The organism is Nocardia fusca NBRC 14340 (assembly GCF_001618425.1).
Classification (GTDB): domain Bacteria; phylum Actinomycetota; class Actinomycetes; order Mycobacteriales; family Mycobacteriaceae; genus Nocardia; species Nocardia fusca.
Genome location: NZ_BDCU01000031.1, coordinates 224,155 through 246,739 on the forward strand (window position 1 = coordinate 224,155; position 22,585 = coordinate 246,739).

Genomic DNA, 22,585 nt, shown 5'->3' on the forward strand with positions numbered 1-22,585 from the left:
ATCTGATGACGCGGCTGTACAACGACCCGGCATCGTTCACCGACGATATGCTGGTCGGATTTCTCGACGCCAACGCGGGATACGTCACCGGTGTTCCGGGTGGGGTGGTTCGCGCGTCTGCGACGCCGCCGGGCAAAGTCGCCGTGGTCGTCGGTGGGGGAACGGGCCACTATCCCGCGTTTTGCGGGCTGGTGGGTCGCGGTTTCGCCGACGGCGCCGTGGTCGGCAACATTTTCACCTCCCCCTCGGCAGCCGCCGCGGCCTCGGTGGCCAGAGCCGCCGACGGCGGCGTCGGGGTCTTGCTGACCACCGGCAACTATGCGGGCGATGTGATGAATTTCGGTTTGGCGGTCGAGCAGTTGAACGCCGAGGGTATCCCGGCCCGTTACGTGGCCGTCACCGACGATATCGCCAGCGGATCAGCCGACGATATCGCCGCGCGTCGTGGTATTGCGGGTGACTTCACGGTGTTCAAATGCGCATGCGCGGCGGCGGAGGCGGGCTATGACCTGGACGGTGTGTTCCGGGTCGCGACCCTGGCCAACGACAACACGCGGACACTCGGTGTCGCCTTCGACGGCTGTACTCTGCCCGGAGCCTCGACGCCGCTGTTCACCGTCGAAGAGGGAAAAATGGGGCTGGGTCTCGGAATCCACGGCGAGCCGGGCGTCGCCACACACGAGATGCCGAGCGCCGGAGAACTCGCCGAACTACTGGTGACCGGGGTGCTGAAGGAGAAGCCGGCGGGCGCCGGTTCACGAATCGCGGTGATTCTCAATGGGCTCGGGCGCACCAAGTACGAGGAATTGTTCGTGGTGTGGGCGACCGCGGCCGAGTTGCTGCGCACGGCAGGCTACACGGTGGTCCAGCCGGAGGTCGGCGAGCTGGTGACCAGCCTCGACATGGCTGGATGCTCGTTGACCGTGATGTGGCTCGACGAGGAGTTGGAGCGGTTCTGGACCGCGCCGGCGGATACCCCGGCGTATCGCCGGGGAAGCCTCGTCGAGGATCCGCCGGCGGCTCGCCGCAGCGCCGTCACCCACACCCACCACCACGCGGATACCGCGGCGACCGCAGACGACGCCGCACGACAGGGCGGCGTCGCCCTCGCCGCGGCGCTGCACGCTGTCGCGTCGGCAATGGTCGAGGCGGAAGAGGAACTGGGCCACATCGACGCGATCGCCGGTGACGGGGACCACGGGCGAGGCATGGTCCGGGGCACTGCCGCGGCCTGCGCTGCCGCTGACGCGGCCGTCGCACGCGGGGCAGGCCAGGGCGGAGTGCTCAGGGCGGCCGGTGAAGCGTGGGCTGCGCAGGCGGGCGGCACCTCGGGCGTGCTGTGGGGGGCGGCGCTGACCGCACTGGGGGACCGGCTCGGTGATGCCGGCCGCCCTACCGACGCCGATATCGTCGCCGGACTGCGCGCCGCCTATGATTCGCTCGCTCGCCTGGGCAAAGCCCGCCTGGGCGACAAGACCATGCTCGACGCCCTGCTGCCGCTCATCGAGGTGGCCGAAAGCGGTGCGTCCTGGCACAGTGCGGCCGCCGCCGCCGAGTCCGCAGCCCGCGCGACGGCCGAATTGCGTCCCAAGGTCGGCCGGGCGCGTCCGCTCGCAGAACGCAGTATCGGCAGTCCCGACGCGGGCGCGATCTCACTGGCGATATGCGCGCGAGTCGTCGCCGATTTCTTCGAACCACTCGTCACAGAAGGAGCGCACCGATGACCGAATTGCTCAGGATCGTGGTCGGGTGCGATGACGCCGGGCTCGACTACAAGAATGCCCTCAAGGCCGATCTCGAGGCAGACGACCGGGTCGCCGAAGTGATCGATGTGGGCATCGGAAACGGTGAGCACACCGCCTATCCGCATGTTGCGGTCACCGCCGCGCGGACGATCGCCGCCGGCGCCGCCGATCGCGCACTGCTGATCTGCGGCACCGGCCTCGGTGTGGCGATCAGCGCGAACAAGGTACCGGGGATTCGCGCGGTCACCGCGCACGACAGCCTTTCGGTGGAGCGTTCGGTACTGAGCAACGATGCGCAGGTGCTGTGCTTCGGGCAGCGCGTCATCGGCCTCGAACTGGCTCGTCGGCTGGCCAAGGAATGGCTCGGATACCACTTCGACCCCGAATCGGCATCGGCGGCGAAGGTCGCCGCCATCGGCAGCTACGAAAAATACTGATCCGCGCTCGCCCGGTCGGCGGCCCCGGTGCCGACCGATCTGTTGATTGGAGGATGTTCGTGACGCGACAGATGACGCTGGTTGCCGGTGTGGACTCCTCGACCCAGGCATGCAAGGTCGTGGTGCGCGACGCCGACTCCGGCCGGCTGGTTCGCCACGGTGCCGCGGAACACCCGTCAGGTACCGAGATCGACCCGGAGCACTGGTGGAATTCGATGCAGCTCGCCTTCGAGCGAGCAGGTGGGCTCGACGACGTGGCCGCGGTGTCGGTCGGCGGACAGCAGCACGGCATGGTGTGTCTCGACAAGGACGGCCGGGTCATCCGGCCCGCCCTGCTGTGGAACGACACGCGGTCCGCCGACGCGGCCGACGCACTCGTCCGGGAACTCGGTGACGGCGACCGTGTGCTGGGCGCTCGCCGCTGGGTCGAGGCTGTCGGCACGGTGCCGGTGGCCGCGCTGACCGTCGCCAAACTGCGGTGGCTGGCGGACCACGAGCCCGGCAATGCCGCGCGTATCGCGGCGGTGGCGTTGCCGCACGACTGGCTCACCTGGCGCCTGCGCGGCGCCGGCTCCCTGGACGATCTGGTGACCGATCGCTCCGACGCCTCGGGGACCGGTTACTTCGACGCGGTGTCCGGAACCTACCGACGTGACCTGCTCGCACTGGCTCTGCGGCGACACGAGGAAGATGTCCGCTCCCTGGTGCTGCCCCGCGTCCACGGTCCCTGTGAACAGGCCGGTATGGGAGGTTCCCGACTCGGCCTTTCCCGCACGATGATCGGGCCCGGGTGCGGTGACAATGCCGGGGCGGCGTTGGGACTCGGACTGGACGTCGGCCGGGTTTTCCTTTCGCTGGGTACCTCCGGTGTGGTGGCCGCGGTTTCGGAGCATCGATCGGCCGATCCCACCGGGTCGGTGGCCGGATTCGCCGATGCCACCGGCAAATTCCTGCCACTGGCCTGCACACTCAATGCCACGCGGGTTCTCGACGCCATGGCCGCGGTACTCGGTGTGAACCACGACGAATTCGATGCGCTGGCATTGAGCGCCGCCCCGGGCGCGGGCGGCATGGTCCATGTGCCCTACCTGCAAGGAGAGCGGACACCGAACCTTCCCCACGCCACCGGCGTGCTCGATGGTATGACGTTGTCCTCCATGACAAGGGAGAACTTCGCGCGCGCATCAGTCGAGGGTCTGCTCTGCTTGATGGCCGACGCATTGGAAGCTGTTCGTGAGCAGAACGTTTCGATCGAGCAGATCACTCTGGTCGGCGGTGGCGCCCGGTCGGCCGCGGTTCGTGAGATCGCCCCGTCCGTACTCGGGGTCTCCGTGCATGTTCCGCAACCCGGCGAATATGTTGCCGACGGTGCCGCACGGCAAGCGGCGTGGATATTGTCCGGTGGGCACCGACCACCGACCTGGCCGGTGTCCGACATCGGCACCTACACCGCGCAGCGGAACTCGGGGGTGCTCGCCCGGTATCGACGAGTGGCCGCCGAGGTCGCCGGTTCCTAGGGCGTTGTCGAGCGATGTCGGACCACCCTGCTTCGGGCGGACTCCTTCCCGGATGTTGTTCACGAGCGCGACGACGAAGTCGTCGGTGTGCCTGTGTTCGGGGCGGCGCACTGCTCGTGAACGTGCTGTGTCGTTCCTCGTCAGTGCGTGCGCGGGGCACCACTGCCGTGCTTCGATGTAACCGCCGCGGTTGCCGGTCGGGATCGCGAGGTGCACGAACCCGATCCACCCGCCGGTTACCGACCGGAAGCCCTGATGACCGCGCGGCGCTGCCGGGTCGGCCACGATCGGTCCTTCAGGTTCGACCGAGCCGATCCAGCGACGCCACGACGGGGTGTCTCCGCCTCGCTACTTGCTGCGCGTGACAGCGCCGTAGAACCCGGCCGGGTGCGCCCACCCGCCTTGGCCTTCCCGGACGTGTGCGCATGTCTGGTCGACGACCCGCCCACCGACCGCGGCGGCTGTCCGCGCTGCCCACGCCGTGCACTCTTCCCTGGTCGCGGTGACGCACGCATACACTTCGTACCGGTTCGAGTCACTGCCTTGGTCGAAGACAGCGTCGGCGAGGCAACTTCCGCCGTCGGCATCCGTGGCCGCCGCGGGGCCCGGGTCGACGGCGATCACACCCAGACCGGCCATAGCGACGGCAACTGCGGCGAGCGCTCTGATCACCATCCGGTTCATCGACATATTCATTCCGGTACCCCCTGATTCGATGTGTTTCGAAGACGAGCCCGAAGCGCGCCCGTCACGAGCTTGGACGCTGCTTCGCCCCGATCGGTTCCGCCTTCGAGGGCCACTCGTGCGCGCGGCGCGGCTGTTTTTCCAGATCGACTCCGCTGCTGCTGTGCGTCGTGTCTTGGGGTCCGCGTTTCCGGCGGAGCAGGACGGGCGTGGCGAGTGTGGTCGCGGCGAAGGTGCCTGCGCCGGCGAGCACCAGCGCTCCGGCTGGTCCTGCCGCGGCGACGGCCGGCGCACCGAGGATTGTGCCCAGTACCGTGGCGGCGCTGTTGAACGATCCCATCGCCGCGAACGCGCGGCCCTTGACCTCGGCCGGGACATGGGTGCTGATGAGGACGCTGATGGCGGAGACCTGCAGGGAGTTCGCGGCGCCTGCCGCGGCGAATCCGATCGTGGCACCGGCCAGCGAATGCGACAACCCCGCACCGGCCAGGCCCAACCCCATCAACAGGCCGGCGAACACCAGCGTTTCGGCCTGCCGACCCGGCGGGATCCGGCCGGCGATCCAGGAGGAGGTGACGAGCCTGCCGATGACGAACGCGGTGGTCACCACGCCGAACAGCAGCGGTGTCGCGCCGAGAGTGTCGCGGACGTAGAAGACCTCGGCCACAGTGAAGATCGCGGTGAAGACGATGGCCACGGCCAGTGAGGCCATCGCGGCCCGAACCACCACATCGGAGGCGAGGAGCACCGGCGCTTCGGCGACCTGCTTCCACCAGGTAGGCCGTTGCTCGCGGCTCTCGGGCGGGGTGCGCCGCAACCGCAGGACCGCCAGAAGCGCGACGAGCACACAGGTCGCGGCGGCATCAACCACCATGGTCAACGAGAACCCGAGCAACCCGACCGCGGCGCCCCCCCAGTGCCGGGCCGGCCAGCATCCCGGTCATGCGTGCGGCGTCCAGCGTCGAGTACGTGCGCGCCGGGTTGGCTGCGGCTGTCTCGTCGGCCTTTTCGGCGAGCAACATCATCGCCGGCGCGTTCAAGGCCGCCAGGCAACTGGCCGTGAACGCCAGGACCAGGATCACCACGATCGGCAACGAGCCGGACGCCGCCATGCCCAGGGTGATCACCGCCTGACCGAGCAGCGTCACGGTGAGCAGCCGGCGCGATTCGACACGATCCACCGCGGGCGCGAGCAGCGGAGCCAGGAAGACACCGGGCACCAGACTGGCGAACAGGAACGCCGACACCGACAGCGCCGAGTGATCCTCCAGCAGCTGCTCGTCCTGCCGATGAATCCCACACCGCTACGTCGTCTATCCATTGAGCTTCTCTTCCGACTGCCGGGTAGCCGCAGCAACCCACCTGCCGGGAGCCGAGCGGACAGGGAGGATCACGCCGTGACCGAGGAGAACGTGAGCGCAACTCTGATCGTCGCCGCATCGGCCGAGGTGGTGTTCGCGGTACTGGCCGACCCCACCACCCATTCCGTGCTCGACGGGACCGGCTGGGTCCAGAAGGCCGCCGACCGGGCGCCGCTGACCGAGGTGGGCCAGGTCTTCCGGATGGATATGTATCACCCGAACCATCCGAACGGTGACTACCGGGTCGCGAACAAAGTCCACGTATTGGATCCGCCCCACGCCATCGGCTGGTACACCGGCGAGGAGAAGGACGGCGGCCGGCTGGAGTTCGGCGGCTGGTTCTGGCGGTACGATCTGACGCCGCTCGGCCCGGCCGAAACCGAGGTCACACATACCTATGACTGGTCGGCGGTACCCCCGTATATCCGCGAGTACCTCGACTTCCCGCCGTTCGGTCCCGAACATCTCGTCAACTCGCTGCACCACCTGGCCGGACTGGCCACAGCGAAAGCGGTTACCGGGGCGCACGTGCTCCGAGGGCAGACGAACCCGTAACGGCCGCTGCCGAAGAAGCAGCAGTGGCGGGCTTGCCCGGCACTGCCGGGCGGAGGAACGTCAGTGCAATCGCTGCGAGAACAACGACCCCCGCGACACCGATATACAACTGTTCCGCAGTCCAGCCCAGGTCCAGCAGCACACCGGCCGCGGTCGGAGCCAGGATGGCACCGGCCCGGCCCACTCCGATCGCCCAGCCCACCCCGGTGCTGCGTAACCGCGGGCCGTACAGGGACGGCGCCAGGGTGTACAGCCCCGCGATACAACCGTTGATCAGGCCGCCGATCAGGATTCCGAGGACGAACGCCACCATGAGAATCGCGGTCGAAGCAATGAAAACCGCCATGGACAGCGCGGACAACACGGTGAACACGATCAGCACCCCGCGTGTCGACCCTCGGCCGGCCAGCACCCCGAAGAACACTGATCCCACGGCACCGCCCAGCGTCAGCATCATCCCCGCGGTGGCGCTCTGGTCTTTCGACAACCCGGCCGTCTCCAACAGCGACGGCGTCCAGGAGTTCACGAAATAGAACCCGAACATCGTGGTGAAGAAGGCGAACCAGAGCAGCAGCGTCGGGCGTCGATGCCGGAGCGAGAACAGTTCCGTCGCACGCCCCGCCCGGTTTTCCTCCGGCCCGGTGCCCGCCTCGAGCTTCTCGACCGGGTCCTGCCCGATTCGCACCGCGATCCGGTTCACCTCGGACAGGTCACTCGGACGTCCGCGGGAGGCCAGGAATTCGATCGACTCGGGCAGTGCGACGAAGAGCAGCACCAGTACCAGACCGGTGAGGACCGCGCCGGTGACGAAGACTGCCCGCCAGCCGAACTCGTTCTGCAGCTGAACGGCGGCAAGTCCACCCAGCGTCGCCCCGATCCCGTATCCGGCGGTGTAGATGCTGATGGCGAGACCGCGTCGGCGGCCGGAAGAGTATTCGCTGGCGATGACGGTGGTGCAGGCCAGAATTCCGCCGATACCGAGTCCGGTGACCACCCGCCAAGTGCCCAGCTGCCACGCCGAGCCGGCGGCGGCCGACAACGCCATCCCCAGCGTGGCGAGCGCGACGGAGGCGAGGATCAGGGGCCGCCGCCCGAACCGGTCGGCTACCGGGGCGAGGGTGAACGCACCGACCGCCATACCGATGAGACCCGCACTGAGCAGGATGCCGATGGTCGCACCGTCGAGCCCGAAATCGTCGCGAATACTGTTGGCGGTAAAGGCAAGCGCCATCACATCGAACCCGTCGAGCAGGTTCAGCGCGACACACAGCGCAACGATCAGCCATTGATAAGGGTGCATCGGCGAGGCGTCGATGCGAGCGCGAAGGTCCACGCGATTTTCCTTCCGGGGCAGCGCCTCTCGGTTCCGGGGGCGCTGGGTGGTGTTACTGGAGGTCGAGTGTCAAAGTGGCGGCACCCGCGCGGGGCCGGCCGCGTTTCGCATCGCGCACAATGCGGGAGACGCAGGCGCACATCTTGGTGGACGTGGATTTCTGCTCTTCGCTGAAGAAGACGTCGCGGTGGTCGATCGTCCCGTGGAGATCGACGATGTCGACCACACAGAGTCCGCACTCTCCTTTCCGGCAGTCGGACATCACGTCGGCACCGGCGCGTTCGAGCGCGTCCAGCAGCGTTTCGTTCTCGCCGACAGCCACTTCGAGGCCGAGTCCGGGAACGTCGACGGTGAATTCCTCCGGATCGAACCATCCGCTGTTACCAAAGGTCTCGTACCGAAGATTCGGTACCGGCAGCCCCGCGGCTTCCCACCGGCGCCGTACCGCGTCCATCAACCGGATCGGCCCGCACATGTACAGCTCGGTGCCCGCATCGATTTCCTCGACGAAAAGGGGCACCTCCAATCCGGTGCCTTCGGCGTCGATATGCAGCTCGAGCCGGTTGCCGTGCAACGCGGCGAGTTCGGGGACGAAGGCCATGGCGTCGCGGCTGCGGCCGACATAGACGAAGCGATAGTCCGCATCCACCCGGCGCAGGACAGCGGCCATCGCCGCCACCGCGGTAATGCCGATACCGCCCGCGAGCAGCACGTACTTGCCTGCGCCGAGCCGGAGCGGGAAGGTCTGCTGTGGGGTCGTGAGTACGAGCGGATCGCCGGGAACAAGGCCGTGCATGAAACGCGACCCCCCACGCGATGCCGACGAAAGCCGAACCCCGAGCGTGAGGTAGCGGCCGCCGTCAGCGCTGGTGACGATCGAGTACGAACGCACGTCGCCGGTGTCTGTCCGGATATCCACATGTGCCCCGGGCGCCGCGGGATACGCGATCTCGGTGGCGATATCGATCCGGGCGATACTGTCGGCCACCCGGCTCATCGAAGTGACCCGGCCGTTCTGCCAGGTGATCTGGTTGTCCGTCATCTCACTGCACCGCTTCCGCGGTGAATGCGGGGGTATCGGCGGTCCCGCGCCGTTCCGCTTCGATCATCCGCTGCAGGATCCGCCGCACCCACATACCACCGGCGTCGATATTGAGGTTGTAGAACTCGTGATCCGGATTGGCTTCGACGGCGATCTGCTGGGCGGTGAGCATGGCTTCGTCCTCGGCGAATACACCGTGCACACCATCGCGAAGCTGGGTGGTGATCAGCTGGCTGTCGAGCCGGTAGTTACGCATGAACGCCCAGAAGTACAGCGCGCTGCGTTCGTCGACCGGCGAGATCGTGTTCATCACGAAGCCGTTCACGCCTCGGCTGCGGTCGCCGTCCGGGGCTCCGGTACCGGCCTCGGCGACGCCGACATCGATCCGGATCGTCCCCGGCGCCTGGAACTCGATGATCTGCCAGCGGTCCACCTTGCCCTCGAAACCGGGGAACCTGTCCCGCATGTTCTTCAGCCAGAACGGCGGTGCGTCGATGTTGTGCATCCACCGGGTGACCGTGACGGTTCGCTCGTCGTGGGTGACCGCGAAATCGGATTCGCTGAGTTCTTCCTGCCCGATGGACGACGAGTGCACGAATTCCTCATGCGTGAGGTCCATCAGATTATCGAGAACGAGCTGGTAGTTGGCCCGCACATCAATGGTCCGGCCGTCCCCGGCCCAGTCCGGTGAATCCAGCTGGAACATATCGGGGATGGCCGCGGGGTCGGCCGACATCGGATCGCCGGTCCACACCCACACGAAGCGGTGCCGCTCGATGACCGGGTAAGAGGCGACCATCGCCGAGGGGTTGATCGTCTGCTGGGCGGGCATGGAGGTGCACCGGCCGGCCGAGTTGTACTGCAGACCGTGATAGGGGCATTGAATGCCGTCGGCGCCGATGAGTTTGCCCATCGACAACGGGGCCAGCCGATGCCAGCAGGCATCCGCGAGCGCGACCGGGCGACCGTCCTCGGTGCGGTACAGGGCGAGCGGCCGACCGGCGATGGTGCGGGCAAGGATCTCGCGCCGCCCCACTTCGTGGTCCCAGGCTGCGACGTACCAGGCATTGGCGGGGTAGGCCATGTTCTTGGCGGTTGCCCCGGTGGGGCCGAGATCGGTCATGAGAGTCCTCTGGACGTGCAAATAACTATCACCATAGTTATTGAGTGATGTGGCGCACACACTAGCTACGGATATAGTCATTGGCAAGAGCCGTCACTCGATGGGAGACGAGATCGCGATGAGCCTCCGCTACGCCCTACTGGCGCTGCTCACCGCGGAACCCCTCACTGGATACGACGCCGCGAAACGCTTCAGCGGCTCGGTGGGGCACGTCTGGCACGCGCCGGATTCGCAGATCTATCCCGAACTGCGCCGGATGGAAGCCGAGGGGCTCGTCGACGGCGAACAAGTGCGCTGGGGCCCGCGGAGCACCAAGACCCGCTATCGCATCACCGACGACGGAATCAGCGCCCTCCGCAAATGGATGGACACACCCCTCGACTACGCCCCCATACGCGACGCACCACATATGCGGGCCGCCTACTTCGAATGGGCGGACCCGGACAGCGCGCGCGACCACCTCCACCGCCATATCGCGCACTACACCGAACAACTCGCCCAATGGACGGCCCAGCGGCAGGCGATCGTCGACGCCAGTAGCCCCACCATCAGCCGCCGGCTGGCGCGCTACCCCGAAACCGACCACGAACGGATCGTGGCCTACAAGGCGTTCGCCTACGACGGTTTGATAATGCGCGCCGAATCTGAAATAACCTGGGCGCGAAAAGGTCTCGAACTTGTAGATCGGCTTTCGCCGGAGCGGTAGCGACAGGATTCGAGCCATGGCGGAAGGCTCGATGGAGTAGACGGCGAGGTCGGCTCTAACCCACGGCCGATGGAGTGTCGATACTGAGATATGCGCATTGAACGATCCGACTGGACGATCCGGCGGTGGGCAGCTCACCTCCTCGAACGGTTCTGCCGCCGGGTCGCAGACGGTGCCCTCGTGCCGCGGCGCCCTGATGTGATGGACTGGACAACCGTCGGCCGATGGGGCCGCGCAATCGGATCGGCCGAATCGGCACCGAACTACTGATGGACCGAAACACCCGTTCTTTCAACGCTTCTCGCCCGTATTCAGCGACCTCGGCCCGAGTATTCGGATACCATCCCCGCATGCTGCCCGGCCTACCCTCGGCCGACCCGAAGCGGCGGTGCCGCCTATCCCGGCATCGCCCGCCTTCACCGGCAGTCCAGGAAGGAAGATTGCCATGGATCTCGAATTGACCGGCAGAACAGCAGTTGTCACCGGAGCCAGCCGCGGTATCGGATTGGCCATCGCCGAGGCGTTGACCGCCGAAGGTGTGCAGGTTGTCGGCGGCGCCCGGACCATCACACCGGAACTCGAAAAGGCCAGCGTCGCCGCGATTTCCGTCGATTTGAGCACCCCCGAGGGAGCAACGCGACTGATCGACGGCGCGCTCGCCGAACTCGACGGTATCGATATCCTGGTCAACAACGTGGGCGCTGGAGATGCGGATCTTTTGGGTCTGGGCGGCTTTCTCGACGTCACCGACGATCAGTGGCGCAAGCTCTTCGACCTCAATCTTTTCAGTGCCGTGTGGGCCACCCGGGCCGCACTGCCGAGCCTGCTGCAACGGCGCGGATCGATCGTGAACATCTCCTCGATCTTCGCCCGGACCCCCACCCCCGGTCCGATCGGCTACAGCGAGGCCAAGGCGGCATTGACCGCCCTCGGTAAACGACTCAGCGACGAGTTCGGCCCTCGCGGGGTGCGCGTCAACACTGTGTCGCCCGGCGTGGTGGGCAGCCCGCTGTGGCGCGGCTCGAATAGTTTCGGGACCAATGTCGCTGCTGCTCAGGGTGTTTCGCACACCGAGCTGCTGGAAAGCCTCGGCGATATCTTCAATATCGCCTCCGGCCGGATCTCGGAGCCTCATGAGGTCGCGGCACTGATCACCTTCCTCGTTTCCGAAAAGTCCGCCAATATCGTGGGGGCGGACTTCGTCATCGACGGCGGCACCATCAAGACCGCCTGACGTCTGCGCGAGCCGAGCGAGGCCGGCGACGGGATCGCCCTCCCGTATCAACGGCGACGGCTTGCATCCTGGCCAGGATGCAAGCCGTCGTCCACCTCGATCCGAACGTCCCAGTTCCTCTGCGAGCACTCCGAGGGAGTATTTCGATATCTCCAGTCTGGTTCCGGAACGTGTCTCGAAACAGTCTCGCCGAGGATCTCGCGAAACTGGTGGCTGCGGTCTGAACCGGTCGCGGCTCAGGGATCCACCCTGAGTCGCGGACCCCGGAAATCAGGGTGCGGGTCGGTAGCGCTGCCGATGCGGGCCGTCGGCCGGGTGCGGATAGTGGACGGTGTAGCAACCGCGATCGAAAGGACCGCCATGACCGCCCCCGCACGCCGTTTCACCCGTTCCACCGCCGACAAGTGGATCGGCGGAGTCTGCGGCGGTATCGCCGAATACTTCGGCTGGAGCTCCGGGATCGTCCGGCTGCTTTTCGTCGTGTCCTGTGTACTGCCCGGCCCGCAGTTCCTGATCTATCTGGCGTTGTGGATTTTCATGCCGAAACGGTGATCTCGGCGGTGCGCCGAGCGCCTGCTCCCACCTCCTGGTCCCCATAGCTGCCGGCAGCCCTGTTCCCGTCCGGGAGCGGGGCTGCGCTGTACCGTCGGGGATGGAAAGATGGACCGGGATATTCCCGTGGTCGACCAGTGGAGCTCAGGAGAATCCATGCCTACATCAGCAGAGTTCCCCGGTATCGGTATGCCGAGTTTCGAGGCGTCCTCGTCTATGGAGGGCCTGGGTCCGGTGGAAATGGAATCACCCACCCAGGACCTCGTCGTCGACGGCATTCTCGACACCTTCGTCACCACCGGTCCGGATGCGATGAGTGTGTGGACCGATACCGACCTCGACGGCTACGCCGACCGGCTGAGCGTGGTGGAGAACGACGGTGACTACTCGGCGTGGGAATATCACCGTAATCCGGATGGGTCGGGTGAGTGGCGGCAGACCGATCAGGGGAAAGTGGGGGAGTGATCGGGACGCGCGGTGCGGGGTGGAATCGATGCTCGTGCGGGCGCGAGCAGCAAGAGAGTCTGCACGTCGCGGTGCAGGCCCTCTCGTGTATTCAGTCCTGGTCGGCGTAATCGACTTCCAGGCTCGGCGGGTTGATGATCCCCGCCAAGCCCTTCGGTGCCGGTTACGCCCGCCCCCGCCCGTGGCGGAGGCGGGCGTTTCGGTCCGGTCAGCGAGTAAACAGTTCGAACTGGTTACCGGACTGACGGCAGAACCAGGTCTTACCCAGTCCTACCTGACCGAATTTGCTCACCCCATTCGCGACGCACGCTCCGTGTGTCGGGTAGTAGCCGACGGTGGTATCGGCTGCCGCTACACCAGCCGCGCCGAAGGTGAAGGCCGCGATCATCGCCCCAGTGGACAGATGCTTCATCATGCGGGAAGTCTACGGCGGGAGGCTACTGCTCCTCTCCTGAATTACGTTGACCGGAACCAGGATCGTGGATCTTTCCGACCGCTGACCGTGCGTAGCTTGGGACGAGCGTGACGCCGGAAGAAACCCGGTCCCAGAGGGCTCGGTACCCGGGGCAGGGCAGGGCAGGGCGGGGCGCACCACATCGTCAGGGCACGGCCTTCGCCCCTCCGTGAGCTCGGGCCTGTACTTGTGCAGCGTCGTCCGCGAGACCCCCGCAGCCGTTCCCATGCCTGTCCTACGCTGGGTCGAAGTCCGGATCGAGGGTGGCGGTGAGGTTGTCGGGGACGACGAGAACGCCCCACAGTTTTCGGGGTAGACGCTGGTGATCTCGGTGACTACCTGGGCGGCCCGTTAGCTAGAGGTTCAGGTCGCGTGTGAGGATTTTTCCGGTGGAGTTGCGTGGCAAAGTGTCGACGAAGACGATGTCTCGGGGCACCTTGTAGCGTGCGAGGGTGAGTTTGACGTAGGCGCGGATGTCATCGGCTTCCAGGGTGCTGTGTTCGGTTCGGGCGACGAATGCGCGGATGCGCTGGCCGTAGGCGTGTCGGGGATTCCAAGGCAGCATGCCTCGCTGATTTCGGCGTGGGTGACGAGTAGCTCTTCGACCTCGCCGGGGAATACGTTCTCGCCGCCGGAGATGATCATGTCGTCGTCGCGGCCGTCGATCAGGAGCCGTCCTGCGGTGTCGAAGTGGCCGAGGTCGCCGGAGGCCATCAGTCCGTCGACGATGTCTTTGTGCCCGCCGCTGGTGTATCCCTGGGACTGGTAGGGGTTGCCCACGAATATCCGGCCCGGGTGCCCTGTGGGTGCGGCTACACCGTGGTCGTCGAGGATCCGCACTTGTGCTCCGCGGGCCGGGGTCCCGACGCATGCCGGCCTGGCGGTGAGGTCGGCCGGGGTTGCGATTGTCGCGTAGGCGACTTCGGTTGAGCCGTACATGTTGTAGAAAGGGTGGAACCGAGGGCTACCGCCAGCATCATGCGCGAACCCGAGTGTGTGGAACATCGGCGGGCAGAGTGCAGTGGTTTCCCCGGCGCGGAACGGGACGCGGTCGAGTAATGCTCCGATCGGCGCAAGAGAGCGGGGTTCCGATCGCTGTGTCCCCTTGGGAGTGCCGGTAGTGCCACTGGTGAGCAAGACGATGCGCCCGGTGCTCCCCGGCGCCGGGGGCGGGGAGGTCGTGCCAGTGGTGATCAATGCGTCGAGTGTGTCGCTACCGGGAGCGTCCGCCCATGCGCGCCAGCGTCCGCGGGGGGCCCGCGCACCGTCCACCATCCCCACCGAAACGATCACCCAGGACCCCGATGACCATTCGACCGGCAGTGCGTTACGGTCGCCATCCAGCTGCCGCCGACAGCAAGGACCGCCGGGTCGGCGAGGCTGGAGGCCGGGTGGGAATCTGCGATCCCGCCGATCGGAATGAAGCGGGCCTGTGGGAAAGGCGCCGCGAGTGACCGACGGCACCGACGCCGCGCAGGTGCAGCCTGTTCTCTGGGCCGGTCCGCCGGTTGACCCACCCCCGGGTATCGGACCGGCTCAGTCGGCGAAGGCGGGCAAAAGCCTGCCGCTGGACGTTCCGCGCGGCGTCTCCGAGGAATGGTCACAGGTCGGCGCACGACAATGACCCCGGGACATACCAGCAGGTAACATGGTGTCTGGTTTCGACTGTGCTCGGCGTCACTCCTGGGGGTGTCATGGTTGCTGGGGCAGCAGGGCTTGCGGTGCCGACTTCGTGTCTGCGGTTGTCCGGGCAGTCGCCGGGCCGGCTTGTTCCCCTGCGGACCTGTAACAGGGCGTCCGGGTTGCTGCAATGAGTGGACCGGTGAGCAGGAATGCGGCCGTGCCGACCGTCGGTGTGGAGGAAGAATTCCTCTTGACCGACCCCGGGACCGGGGCTCCGGTCGCAAAAAGTATGGAAGTGGCCCGGACGGCCAGAGACAACGGTCTCGACCTGCCTCTGGAACTCACCCGCTGCCAGGTCGAAGCCAATACCGGAATCCACTCCGAGCCGGCGCAGCTGCTCGCGGAGTTGCGTGACCTCCGGCGGACCGTCGCCTCCTGCGCCGAGAAGACCGGGGTCCGGCTGCTGGCCGTCGCGGTCCCGCCGATGGGCACGGGCATGACTTCGATCACCGATACCCCGCGCTATCGGCGTATCGCTGCGCGCTTCGGGATGCTGGCGCATGAACAGCAACTATGCGGTTGTCACGTCCATATCGGTGTCCCGGATCGAGGCGCGGCCTTGCGGGCGAGCAATTTCCTGCGACCCCTGCTACCGCTGTTTTTGGCGTTGACCGCGAACTCGGCGATCTATCGGGGTGTGGACACTGGTTATGCGAGTTGGCGTCACATCATGTGGGGGCGCTGGCCCAGTGCGGGACCGCCACCGTATTTCGCCTCGACAGCCGACTACGACGCGGCGGTCGGCATGTTGCTGTCGACGGGCACGATTCTGGACCGGAAGATGGTGTACTGGGATGTCCGGCCGTCGGTAACCTATCCGACCGTCGAAGTCCGGATCAGCGATATTCCCGCGACGGTGGAAGAAACGGCTCTGCTGGCCACCCTGGTACGTGCGACGGTGATGACGGCTCTGGTATCGCCGCCGCAACCAGCGCCGCGGTTCGCCGATGAACTTCTCCGGGTCGCCTGCTGGAGGGCAGCACGCGATGGAATCACGGGCGAGCTCGTCGACCCGGCGAACGGTCGGACGATCGCCGGGCGGGACTGGCTGGCCGAACTCATCGCGGTCGTCCGCCCGGCCCTGGAGCAAGTCGGCGAATACCGCTTCGCCGCCGAGACAGCCGCCGCGGTCCTGGCCCGCGGCAACGGCGCTGCACGGCAACGCCGCGCGTTTCGCGCCCACCACGACCTCGGCGATGTCCTCACTGAACTGGCCGAGGCAACACTGCAAGGCTGCCGCTAGGTTCGGCCGATTCGGCCGGAATCCGAGCCCCGATTGCGCAACGAACAGGATGGTGGCGAAACCTATCGGTAGTACGCGAGGATGTACATCGTGCATGAGGATGACCGAGCCGAGGCGTACATGGCCGAGGACCGCAAGAACATGACCGAGTCGGCGTGCGTCTTTCTCGACAGCTGGCTGGCCGGCATGGAAGGTGCGCTGGAGCAGTGGCGTCGTTCCTACCTGCCCGCGGACTTTCCTTTCGACTTCACCCTCGACTCCCTGGACGTGCTGGAACCGATCGTGCTCGCGCGCTACCCGGACCAGGCCGCCATCGGCATCGAGGACAACGCGGAGTTCACTACCGGCACGGTGCGATACATCGGTGAAGTCCTGTTGCGTGTCGCTCCGGCCCGCTGGGGTTATCAGGATCGTGCGGGTGACGACCTCAACCCCTTCAACCGCACCCCGGTTATCCGCTCCAACACCCCGGCGAAGTTCACGACAGGTGTGATCCCGGAATTCTATCTGCGTCAGCTGGTCCGAGATCGAGTACGGGGAACCCTGCAGAAATCCGTTACCCCGCTGCGGGCCGCCTGCCGGGAAGCCGAGCGTGCCGACCCACCCACCACGCGCGACGCAGTCCCCGACTGGTGTGAATTTTTCACACTCGACGAGTACAACAGATTCACCGCAGCGGTGGACTCCGCCTTGGGGGCGTTCGGTGCCGACGGCCAGGACCTCGACGTCGGCTACTTCAGCTTGGCTGCGGGCGATCCGGATCCCGACATGCATGATTTCGAGATCGACGGACTGGCCGACCAGTGCCGAGCAAGCGATATCGAAGACTGGTCGACTCTCTGCTTCTCCGTGATCGACGATTACGTCACAGGACAGCCGCAACGGGACTGGCTCAACAAAGTCCCTTTCACCCAAGTCGAGGATCTCCTGGAACCGTGGCTCGCCGATGAGCCCGAGCTGTTGTTCGAACCCGAACCCGACGATAGTGAGCAACCCTTCTCGACCCGGCTCGAAGACGGCAGATACCTCCACCTTCTCGCCACGGTCCCGGAACTGGAGGGAATTCCAGAAATCACGACGTTCGTGCCCAACTCCGCGGTGCGGGCATGGAACATCCCTGTTGAGAAACTCGTGCAGTGGGGGACTCAACGCCTCTGAAGCCGAGCCGGCACGCTAACGGATGCGGCCACCGGTTCGGGTGACCCCGTTCTTGCCCAGTCGGCAAACCCGCTACTTTTCGGCGACCTCGGCGAATGCCTGACGTAATGCGGCGGCGGCTTCGGATCGCGCCGTGGCGCCGGCTTCGAACGGATGGCGCGCGAACTCGTGGATCATTCCCGGGTAGCGGCGGACCTCGACCGGCACCCCGGCACGGGCCAGTGCGGCGGCGTATTCTTCGCCCTCGTCCCGCAGCGCATCGTATTCGGCGGTGATGACCAGCGCCGGCGGCAAGCCGGAATGGTCGGTCGCCAGCAGCGGGGAGACACGCGGATCGAGCTTTTCCTCGTCGCTGTGCAGATAGTGGTCCATGAACCAGCGCTGGCCCGCGCGCGTGATGTTCCCGTATCTCCCGGCGAACTCCCGGATGCTGATATTGCTGCGCCGGAAATCCGTATCGGGATATATGAGCAACTGGAAGGCCAGCGGCGGTCCCCCCAGATCGCGGGCCATATGCGTAACGACCGCGGCGAGGTTGCCCCCAGCGCTGTCACCGGCGACCGCGATCCTGTTTCCGTCGGCGCCGAAACTATCGGCGTGTGCCGCGGCCCACTGCGTAGCGGCGAAACACACGTCCACTGCGGCGGGGAATTTGTGCTCCGGCGCCAAGGGATAGCCGACCGAGACGACGACGGCGGCGGCGCCGTTGGCGAGGCTACGGCACAGGCCGTCATGGGTATCGAGATCACCGACAACGAACCCGCCCCCATGGAAGAACACCACCACAGGCAGTGGCGCCACGCCGGCCGGTGTATAGATCCGGATCGGGACCTGGTGGCCGGCCAACGAGAGGACACGTTCCTCGATCGCGGCGACCGGTTCCGGCTCACCGAGCATGGGGATCTGGCGTCGCAGTCCCTCGCGCGCCTGCTCGGGTGTGAATGTATGTAGTTCCGCGAAGCCCGCGCGCGAGATCCGTTCCAGATATGCCTGCACCTGAGGATGCAACCCCGATGTGGGTGTGTTCGTTGTGCTCATGCAGCTATCCTGCGACTTGAAGCGTGGTTCAAGTCAAGGAGCACTGGCGTGGAATTACTCGATATCGCAGAGGTTGCCGTCCGGTCCGGGTTGGCACCGTCGGCCCTGCGGTTCTACGAACGGCGCGGCCTTATCCGCTCGGCCGGCCGCAACGGACTGCGCCGCACGTTCGAGCCCGACGTACTCGATCGGCTGATGCTCATAGATTGTGCACGTGGAGCAGGTTTCACCCTGGCCCAGATCCAGCGGTTTCTGACTGCGACGCCGGACGACACCGAATTACGCGCACACCTCGCGCGACGGGCGAGCCGGCTCGACCACGACATCGCCCGGCTGACCCGCATGCGCGACAGTCTGCACCACGCAGCGACCTGCACCCATGAACCCTTGGTCGAATGCCCCCACTTCAAATCGACCATCGCCGACTCCGGCAACGCGCGCGCCGCCTCGTCGACTACAGCCGGCTTCATGGCAGCTGGGCCCATGGACCCTCAGCCCTGACACTTCGCGGGGCCCGCCGGAAACAGCTGTCCGTAAAGGAACATTCGCGGACAATTCCCGCAGCTGCCGTTCCGGACCCCCGCCGCTGCCCGAGGAACCACCCGACACCTCCGAACAACTGGTCGACCTGAATATCGTCAACCAGCGATGATGTGGCGTAGCAGTGTCCAAGAATGCATCGGTCGGAATGGCGGATGCGTAATTCCGCGCGCTGTGCTGTGATGGTCGCAGGGAGGGTGATCATGCAGAGGGATGTCGGTAGCCGGATCCGCAAACTCTGGGCCGTGCTGCTGGGGTCGGCGCTCGTCGCCGCAACAGGCTGCGAAGTATCAGGGACCGCGACGACCGCACCCGCGCCGACCGTGCTCGCCCCCGATACACCACCACCCGCGACCCCTCCGTGGACGCTGGCCGAACTCGTCAACCACCCCTGTACCGTGCTCGGGCCCGACGACCTCACCCGCTTCGGGCTCACGGGGCCCGGGGAACCGGAACTCGACTCCAGACCCGGTTACTGCCATTGGAGTCCACCGGCTCCCGCCCCGGACGGCGTCGCAGTGTTCTTCGCCCCGAATCCATGGGATCGGTACGGGATGCTCCAAGACATCGAGCGCGACAAAGAACACTTCCGGACCCTGGACATCGCGGGAGCGCCCGCATTCCTGGTCGATCGCCACCGACCGAGTGGCCACCGCAACTGCATGATCTGGGTGCAGGTCGCTTCCGGCGGACTCTTCCAGGTGGAGTTCGCCCCCGAAGTGCCTACTGCCGGCCAGGACGTATGCGGCCCGGCGACCGCACTCGCCGAGGTGATAGCGGAGCGAATCCGGTGAGCAGCACACACCACCCCGGAAAATCGGCCGGTGTCCAGAGGGCGATGCCTCTGGTGGCCGGTGGTGTGGGCGGCGCTGCCGGGCTGGTCTGGCTGCGCTGCATATACCTGGTGGTCACGTCCCGCTTCGTGACCGACCCGGCATTCGATCCCCACGGCTATGGGCTCATCGCCGGTAGCGTGCTGTCCCTGCCGGCGGCGCTCGTCACCGCGATGGCCGTTCCCTTCGCCTTCCCTGTCCGCCATCGGGTACGGGTCGCGCGGGTCACGACCCCGATCCTGCTCATGGGCACCGGATCGGTGTGGGCCGTGTTCCTCACGGCGTAGGCCTGATCTGCTGTTGCCGGAGGCGGGGGAACCGGTCGGCTGGATCAGTAACCGTAGGTGATCTTCGGTGGGTCGATGCGACGGGCTTCGTCGACGACCATCGTCGGCCAGGAGGGCGTTGCGAGTTCGGCTCTGCCGGCCGTGATGTGGCCGGTGACAGATATCCAGTCGCCCTCGGTGAGGCCCGCGGGGAGCGGCCCGTCCAGGTGGAGGATGAGCAGTTGGGCGTCGGCGGCGCAGCAGGCGATGGCGAGTTGGCCGAGGTCGAATCCGTTTCCGGCCTCGTTGGGCAGGACGAATCCGGCTGTGCCGATTGTGCGGCCGTGCAGGGTGTCCGGCGCGGCGTGCACGCGGTGCACGAGTTCTCGGAGCGGCATCGTCGGTGTGCCCTCGGCGAGCGGCGGCAGTGGTCGGCGTGGAGAGGTGGCCGATACGAGTTCGGGGCCCGCGGAGGGGATGGCGCCGGTGCCGAGTGCGGGTGGCGCGAGGAAGAGGATTACTGCGGCGGGAACGAGCAGCATCCAGTATGGGCGGCTGGATTCGTTGTGGGAGTCGGCCATTGCTCGGCCCGCGCGGACGTCGCGGGCGATGGCGATGAGGCCGAGCAGCACGATCACGCCGCCACTGAGCAGCAGATACGGTTGTAGAGACGCTTTGACGTATCGCAGGTAGCTGCCGTCGAGTGCGATTTTGACGATGGTGGCGCCGACCAGTATCAGCAGCAGGTTCTGTGCCTCGCGCCTCATCGGGCACCTCCCAGGAAGATCAGGCCGGCGATCGTCGCACATGCGACTGCGACCAGCAGGGTCAGCGGCGCGAAGCGTAGAGCGAACGGCCGGCCGAAGCTACCGGCCTGCATTGCGAACAGTTTCACATCGATGGCCGGGCCGACGACGAGGAAGACCAGTCGGGGCAGTAGCGGCAGTGTGGACATACTGGCCGCGACAAAGGCGTCGGCCTCCGAGCACAGTGCGAGAATCACTGCCAGAGCGGCGCATACGACGATCGCCGCGACGATATTCCCCGCGAGGGTGTCATAGATCCACGCCGGAACCAGCAGTCGCAGGGCGGTGGCGGCGGCCGCGCCGACGACCAGGAACGATCCCGCCTGCAGAAGGTCGTGGCGGGCCGCTTCGGTGAACACGCGCCATTTCGCGCCGTCGGTGCCGTGCGTGTGCTGGGCCGGTCGCGATGTCAGCCATCCGGGCCGGCCGATCCGTGCCCAGATCGCTCCGGTGAGCAGCGCGGTGGCGAGCGATCCGGTGAAGCGGGCGGCGACCATGGCCGGTTCACCGGCGAAGGCGACAGCGGTCGCCACCAGCACCACAGGATTGATCGCGGGTGCCGCGAGCATGAAGGTGAGGGCGGCCGCACCCGGCGCCCCGTGATCGATGAGCCGGCGGGACGCCGGGACGGATCCGCATTCGCATCCCGGCACCGCCATCCCGGCCACGCCGGCGACGCAGATCGCCCCGGTGGTGCTGTCGGGCAGCGCCCGCTGGAGCAGGTCGGGCGAGACGAATGCAGCGATCGCCCCGCTCACCAGAACGCCCAGCACCAGGAAGGGAATGGCCTGCACGAAAATGCTGACGAAAATCGTGGTGGCGGCCTGGAAGGCCGGCTCGTCGGTGCCTGCGCGGATGAGCAGGGGAGCGAGAGCGAAACCGAGGACGAGGATCCCGGCGAGCACATGGACCGAGGTGATCTCGAATCGGCCGGTCCACCGGCGTCGCGGTGGTGCCGTAGGTGTCGCGTCCATCGTGCTCAGCATAGCCAGTGCGGCAACGCTTTCGGCGTGTAGCGACGCTGGGTACCGGGCGCTACGATCCGGGCGCCGAGCCCAGGTTCGCGACCAGGCCGTCGATGATGTCGCGGACGGCTTTCGCTGTGTCGTAGCCGGCCATGACGGTCGTCCACTGCGGCAGCAAGGGGACGACCGAGGGGAAGTCGCCGAGCAGGTCCGGGGTTGCGGATTCGGTCCAGTGCGGTGGCGACTGGCCGCGGCGGGTGGCGGCGGCTCGTTCGTCTGCCGCCCTGCGTGCGGTGAGTTCACCGAGCGTGAAACGCCACATCACCGAGTACATGTACACCGCCTCCGCCTCGGTGGCGCCGAGGGCCCTTGCGGAGGTGGCGAATTCGTCGAGAATCCACATCGCCGCCCGGCCGTAGGTCTCGCCGGTGATGAGGATGTCGACCACCCAGGGAAGTTCGTACAGGGTGTCGATGAGGTAGGTGACGATCGTGGTCAGCCGGTCTCGGGGGTCGGTGGGTAGGTCCGGCTGCCGGAGTTCGTCGGCGCGGGCATCGAGAACGGCGAAGAACAGCGCGCCCTTGGTGGGGAAGTGATGGTAGATCGCGGCCGTGCTGACCCCGAGGCGACCGGCGAGTCGCCGCATACTGAACGTTTTTGCGCCGTCGGCGGTGAGCATCTGGTCGGTCGCGGCAAGGATCGTTTCGCGGTCGAGGCGAACCGGTCGGCCGCGTTTGCGGGGCGCGGGGTTCGGCACGATCGTCCATTCTGCGTACTGCGCTCTCGACACCGGGGGTTAGGGTGTGCTAACCATAATAAAAACACGCGTTAGAAAATTGTGGAGG

At 66.5% G+C, this 22,585-nt stretch carries 27 protein-coding genes and 1 pseudogene; 14 read left to right on the forward strand and 14 right to left on the reverse strand.

All coding sequences use genetic code 11. The features are described 5' to 3' along the window. Positions 1-5 precede the first annotated feature (5 nt). The 3 genes from NF4_RS21380 to xylB all read left to right on the forward strand — a co-directional run bounded on the left by NF4_RS21380 (position 6) and on the right by xylB (position 3,699). Positions 6-1,724: a dihydroxyacetone kinase family protein gene (locus NF4_RS21380; RefSeq protein ID WP_063129128.1), complete on the forward strand. Its 1,719-nt coding sequence runs from the start codon at positions 6-8 to the stop codon at positions 1,722-1,724. Then, entirely contained in the window at positions 1,721-2,182 is a 462-nt protein-coding gene (locus tag NF4_RS21385) for a ribose-5-phosphate isomerase (RefSeq protein WP_063129129.1), read from the forward strand. Before NF4_RS21380 ends, NF4_RS21385 begins: the two co-directional genes overlap by 4 nt. Positions 2,183-2,253: 71 nt before the next feature. Further along, on the forward strand, positions 2,254-3,699 hold the full coding sequence (gene xylB, locus NF4_RS21390) for a xylulokinase (RefSeq protein ID WP_063129218.1): 1,446 nt from the start codon (positions 2,254-2,256) through the stop codon (positions 3,697-3,699). A 348-nt stretch (positions 3,700-4,047) separates the two neighbouring features. On the opposite strand, the gene NF4_RS21395 is transcribed toward xylB, so the two are convergent. The 3 genes from NF4_RS21395 to NF4_RS21405 all read right to left on the reverse strand — a co-directional run bounded on the left by NF4_RS21395 (position 4,048) and on the right by NF4_RS21405 (position 5,630). After that, entirely contained in the window at positions 4,048-4,383 is a 336-nt protein-coding gene (locus NF4_RS21395; RefSeq protein WP_157120484.1) for a hypothetical protein, read from the reverse strand. 64 nt (positions 4,384-4,447) lie between these two features. After that, positions 4,448-5,257: an MFS transporter gene (locus NF4_RS21400; RefSeq protein ID WP_063129131.1), complete on the reverse strand. Its 810-nt coding sequence runs from the start codon at positions 5,255-5,257 to the stop codon at positions 4,448-4,450. Continuing rightward, positions 5,247-5,630 (reverse strand): MFS transporter, encoded by a 384-nt coding sequence (locus NF4_RS21405; protein ID WP_063129132.1) that lies wholly within the window; start codon positions 5,628-5,630, stop codon positions 5,247-5,249. Before NF4_RS21405 ends, NF4_RS21400 begins: the two co-directional genes overlap by 11 nt. Before the next feature lie 150 nt (positions 5,631-5,780). Between NF4_RS21405 and NF4_RS21410 the strand changes: the two genes are divergently transcribed. Continuing rightward, on the forward strand, positions 5,781-6,299 hold the full coding sequence (locus NF4_RS21410; RefSeq protein ID WP_063129133.1) for an SRPBCC family protein: 519 nt from the start codon (positions 5,781-5,783) through the stop codon (positions 6,297-6,299). Here NF4_RS21410 and NF4_RS21415 read toward each other — a convergent pair. The 3 genes from NF4_RS21415 to NF4_RS21425 are packed head-to-tail and all read right to left on the reverse strand — an operon-like array spanning position 6,259 to position 9,797. Next, entirely contained in the window at positions 6,259-7,632 is a 1,374-nt protein-coding gene (locus NF4_RS21415) for an MFS transporter (RefSeq protein WP_063129134.1), read from the reverse strand. The genes NF4_RS21410 and NF4_RS21415 overlap by 41 nt on opposite strands. Positions 7,633-7,684: 52 nt before the next feature. Further along, complete coding sequence (locus tag NF4_RS21420) at positions 7,685-8,674, reverse strand: PDR/VanB family oxidoreductase (protein WP_063129135.1); 990 nt, start codon at positions 8,672-8,674, stop codon at positions 7,685-7,687. Between the two features lies 1 nt (position 8,675). Beyond that, entirely contained in the window at positions 8,676-9,797 is a 1,122-nt protein-coding gene (locus NF4_RS21425; RefSeq protein ID WP_063129136.1) for an aromatic ring-hydroxylating dioxygenase subunit alpha, read from the reverse strand. Between the two features lie 118 nt (positions 9,798-9,915). Here NF4_RS21425 and NF4_RS21430 point away from each other — a divergent pair, with 118 nt between their 5' ends. The 4 genes from NF4_RS21430 (at position 9,916) to NF4_RS21450 (ending at position 12,754) form a co-directional block, all read left to right on the forward strand. Then, positions 9,916-10,503: a PadR family transcriptional regulator gene (locus NF4_RS21430; protein ID WP_063129219.1), complete on the forward strand. Its 588-nt coding sequence runs from the start codon at positions 9,916-9,918 to the stop codon at positions 10,501-10,503. Positions 10,504-10,948: 445 nt separating this feature from the next. Then, positions 10,949-11,737 (forward strand): SDR family oxidoreductase, encoded by a 789-nt coding sequence (locus tag NF4_RS21440; RefSeq protein ID WP_063129138.1) that lies wholly within the window; start codon positions 10,949-10,951, stop codon positions 11,735-11,737. A gap of 360 nt (positions 11,738-12,097) precedes the next feature. Then, positions 12,098-12,289 carry a PspC domain-containing protein gene (locus NF4_RS21445; protein ID WP_063129220.1) on the forward strand — a complete coding sequence of 64 codons (192 nt, stop codon included), beginning with the start codon at positions 12,098-12,100 and terminating at the stop codon, positions 12,287-12,289. Between the two features lie 156 nt (positions 12,290-12,445). Then, positions 12,446-12,754 (forward strand): DUF6802 family protein, encoded by a 309-nt coding sequence (locus tag NF4_RS21450; RefSeq protein ID WP_063128222.1) that lies wholly within the window; start codon positions 12,446-12,448, stop codon positions 12,752-12,754. A gap of 208 nt (positions 12,755-12,962) precedes the next feature. On the opposite strand, the gene NF4_RS21455 is transcribed toward NF4_RS21450, so the two are convergent. The 4 genes and pseudogenes from NF4_RS21455 to NF4_RS40080 form a co-directional block, all read right to left on the reverse strand. After that, positions 12,963-13,169, reverse strand: coding sequence for a hypothetical protein (locus tag NF4_RS21455; RefSeq protein ID WP_063129139.1), 207 nt, complete (start codon positions 13,167-13,169; stop codon positions 12,963-12,965). Between the two features lie 394 nt (positions 13,170-13,563). Further along, positions 13,564-13,773 (reverse strand): AMP-binding enzyme, encoded by a 210-nt coding sequence (locus NF4_RS39365; protein WP_063129140.1) that lies wholly within the window; start codon positions 13,771-13,773, stop codon positions 13,564-13,566. A gap of 245 nt (positions 13,774-14,018) precedes the next feature. Next, positions 14,019-14,483: pseudogene (locus NF4_RS40075) on the reverse strand (hypothetical protein); the annotation flags it as partial. 14 nt (positions 14,484-14,497) lie between these two features. Continuing rightward, a complete protein-coding gene (locus tag NF4_RS40080) occupies positions 14,498-14,725 on the reverse strand; it encodes a hypothetical protein (RefSeq protein WP_198165401.1) in 228 nt (75 codons plus the stop codon). On the opposite strand from NF4_RS40080, the gene NF4_RS38700 reads away from it, so the two are divergent. The 3 genes from NF4_RS38700 (at position 14,659) to NF4_RS21470 (ending at position 17,292) form a co-directional block, all read left to right on the forward strand. Further along, positions 14,659-14,832 (forward strand): hypothetical protein, encoded by a 174-nt coding sequence (locus NF4_RS38700; protein WP_198165408.1) that lies wholly within the window; start codon positions 14,659-14,661, stop codon positions 14,830-14,832. The two genes, NF4_RS40080 and NF4_RS38700, sit on opposite strands and share 67 nt — an antisense overlap. A 198-nt stretch (positions 14,833-15,030) precedes the next feature. Beyond that, positions 15,031-16,134, forward strand: coding sequence for a carboxylate-amine ligase (locus NF4_RS21465; RefSeq protein ID WP_232330586.1), 1,104 nt, complete (start codon positions 15,031-15,033; stop codon positions 16,132-16,134). Between the two features lie 90 nt (positions 16,135-16,224). Then, a complete protein-coding gene (locus NF4_RS21470; protein WP_157120486.1) occupies positions 16,225-17,292 on the forward strand; it encodes a hypothetical protein in 1,068 nt (355 codons plus the stop codon). Between the two features lie 72 nt (positions 17,293-17,364). Here the strand turns inward: NF4_RS21470 and lipP1 are convergent, their stop codons facing one another. Further along, on the reverse strand, positions 17,365-18,330 hold the full coding sequence (gene lipP1, locus NF4_RS21475) for a LipP1 family hormone-sensitive lipase (protein ID WP_063129143.1): 966 nt from the start codon (positions 18,328-18,330) through the stop codon (positions 17,365-17,367). A gap of 48 nt (positions 18,331-18,378) precedes the next feature. Between lipP1 and NF4_RS21480 the strand changes: the two genes are divergently transcribed. The 3 genes from NF4_RS21480 (at position 18,379) to NF4_RS21490 (ending at position 19,990) form a co-directional block, all read left to right on the forward strand. After that, positions 18,379-18,831: a MerR family transcriptional regulator gene (locus NF4_RS21480; RefSeq protein ID WP_063129144.1), complete on the forward strand. Its 453-nt coding sequence runs from the start codon at positions 18,379-18,381 to the stop codon at positions 18,829-18,831. A 242-nt stretch (positions 18,832-19,073) separates the two neighbouring features. After that, entirely contained in the window at positions 19,074-19,664 is a 591-nt protein-coding gene (locus tag NF4_RS21485) for a DUF3558 domain-containing protein (protein ID WP_198165402.1), read from the forward strand. Continuing rightward, positions 19,661-19,990, forward strand: a complete 330-nt coding sequence (locus tag NF4_RS21490) for a hypothetical protein (RefSeq protein WP_157120487.1) — start codon at positions 19,661-19,663, stop codon at positions 19,988-19,990. The genes NF4_RS21485 and NF4_RS21490 overlap by 4 nt, the downstream gene beginning before the upstream one ends. Before the next feature lie 44 nt (positions 19,991-20,034). Here the strand turns inward: NF4_RS21490 and NF4_RS21495 are convergent, their stop codons facing one another. The 3 genes from NF4_RS21495 to NF4_RS21505 form a co-directional block, all read right to left on the reverse strand. Continuing rightward, the gene (locus NF4_RS21495; RefSeq protein WP_063129147.1) at positions 20,035-20,736 is read right to left on the reverse strand and encodes a TIGR03943 family putative permease subunit; all 702 of its coding nucleotides are present in this window, start codon (positions 20,734-20,736) and stop codon (positions 20,035-20,037) included. Continuing rightward, positions 20,733-21,749 carry a permease gene (locus tag NF4_RS21500; protein ID WP_198165403.1) on the reverse strand — a complete coding sequence of 339 codons (1,017 nt, stop codon included), beginning with the start codon at positions 21,747-21,749 and terminating at the stop codon, positions 20,733-20,735. The genes NF4_RS21495 and NF4_RS21500 overlap by 4 nt, the downstream gene beginning before the upstream one ends. Before the next feature lie 61 nt (positions 21,750-21,810). Continuing rightward, positions 21,811-22,497 carry a TetR/AcrR family transcriptional regulator gene (locus NF4_RS21505; protein WP_063129149.1) on the reverse strand — a complete coding sequence of 229 codons (687 nt, stop codon included), beginning with the start codon at positions 22,495-22,497 and terminating at the stop codon, positions 21,811-21,813. Between the last annotated feature and the right edge of the window lie 88 nt (positions 22,498-22,585).

Bases quoted from the DNA above. Each gene is read 5' to 3' on its own strand.
- NF4_RS21380 (WP_063129128.1), top strand. From the start codon at position 6: ATGACGCGGCTGTACAACGACCCGGCATCGTTCACCGACGATATGCTG.
- NF4_RS21385 (WP_063129129.1), top strand. From the start codon at position 1,721: ATGACCGAATTGCTCAGGATCGTGGTCGGGTGCGATGACGCCGGGCTC.
- xylB (WP_063129218.1), top strand. From the start codon at position 2,254: ATGACGCTGGTTGCCGGTGTGGACTCCTCGACCCAGGCATGCAAGGTC.
- NF4_RS21395 (WP_157120484.1), bottom strand. From the start codon at position 4,383: ATGAACCGGATGGTGATCAGAGCGCTCGCCGCAGTTGCCGTCGCTATG.
- NF4_RS21400 (WP_063129131.1), bottom strand. From the start codon at position 5,257: ATGGTGGTTGATGCCGCCGCGACCTGTGTGCTCGTCGCGCTTCTGGCG.
- NF4_RS21420 (WP_063129135.1), bottom strand. From the start codon at position 8,674: ATGACGGACAACCAGATCACCTGGCAGAACGGCCGGGTCACTTCGATG.
- NF4_RS21425 (WP_063129136.1), bottom strand. From the start codon at position 9,797: ATGACCGATCTCGGCCCCACCGGGGCAACCGCCAAGAACATGGCCTAC.
- NF4_RS21430 (WP_063129219.1), top strand. From the start codon at position 9,916: ATGAGCCTCCGCTACGCCCTACTGGCGCTGCTCACCGCGGAACCCCTC.
- NF4_RS21440 (WP_063129138.1), top strand. From the start codon at position 10,949: ATGGATCTCGAATTGACCGGCAGAACAGCAGTTGTCACCGGAGCCAGC.
- NF4_RS21445 (WP_063129220.1), top strand. From the start codon at position 12,098: ATGACCGCCCCCGCACGCCGTTTCACCCGTTCCACCGCCGACAAGTGG.
- NF4_RS21450 (WP_063128222.1), top strand. From the start codon at position 12,446: ATGCCTACATCAGCAGAGTTCCCCGGTATCGGTATGCCGAGTTTCGAG.
- NF4_RS21455 (WP_063129139.1), bottom strand. From the start codon at position 13,169: ATGATGAAGCATCTGTCCACTGGGGCGATGATCGCGGCCTTCACCTTC.
- NF4_RS39365 (WP_063129140.1), bottom strand. From the start codon at position 13,773: ATGCTGCCTTGGAATCCCCGACACGCCTACGGCCAGCGCATCCGCGCA.
- lipP1 (WP_063129143.1), bottom strand. From the start codon at position 18,330: ATGAGCACAACGAACACACCCACATCGGGGTTGCATCCTCAGGTGCAG.
- NF4_RS21485 (WP_198165402.1), top strand. From the start codon at position 19,074: ATGCAGAGGGATGTCGGTAGCCGGATCCGCAAACTCTGGGCCGTGCTG.
- NF4_RS21495 (WP_063129147.1), bottom strand. From the start codon at position 20,736: ATGAGGCGCGAGGCACAGAACCTGCTGCTGATACTGGTCGGCGCCACC.
- NF4_RS21500 (WP_198165403.1), bottom strand. From the start codon at position 21,749: ATGGACGCGACACCTACGGCACCACCGCGACGCCGGTGGACCGGCCGA.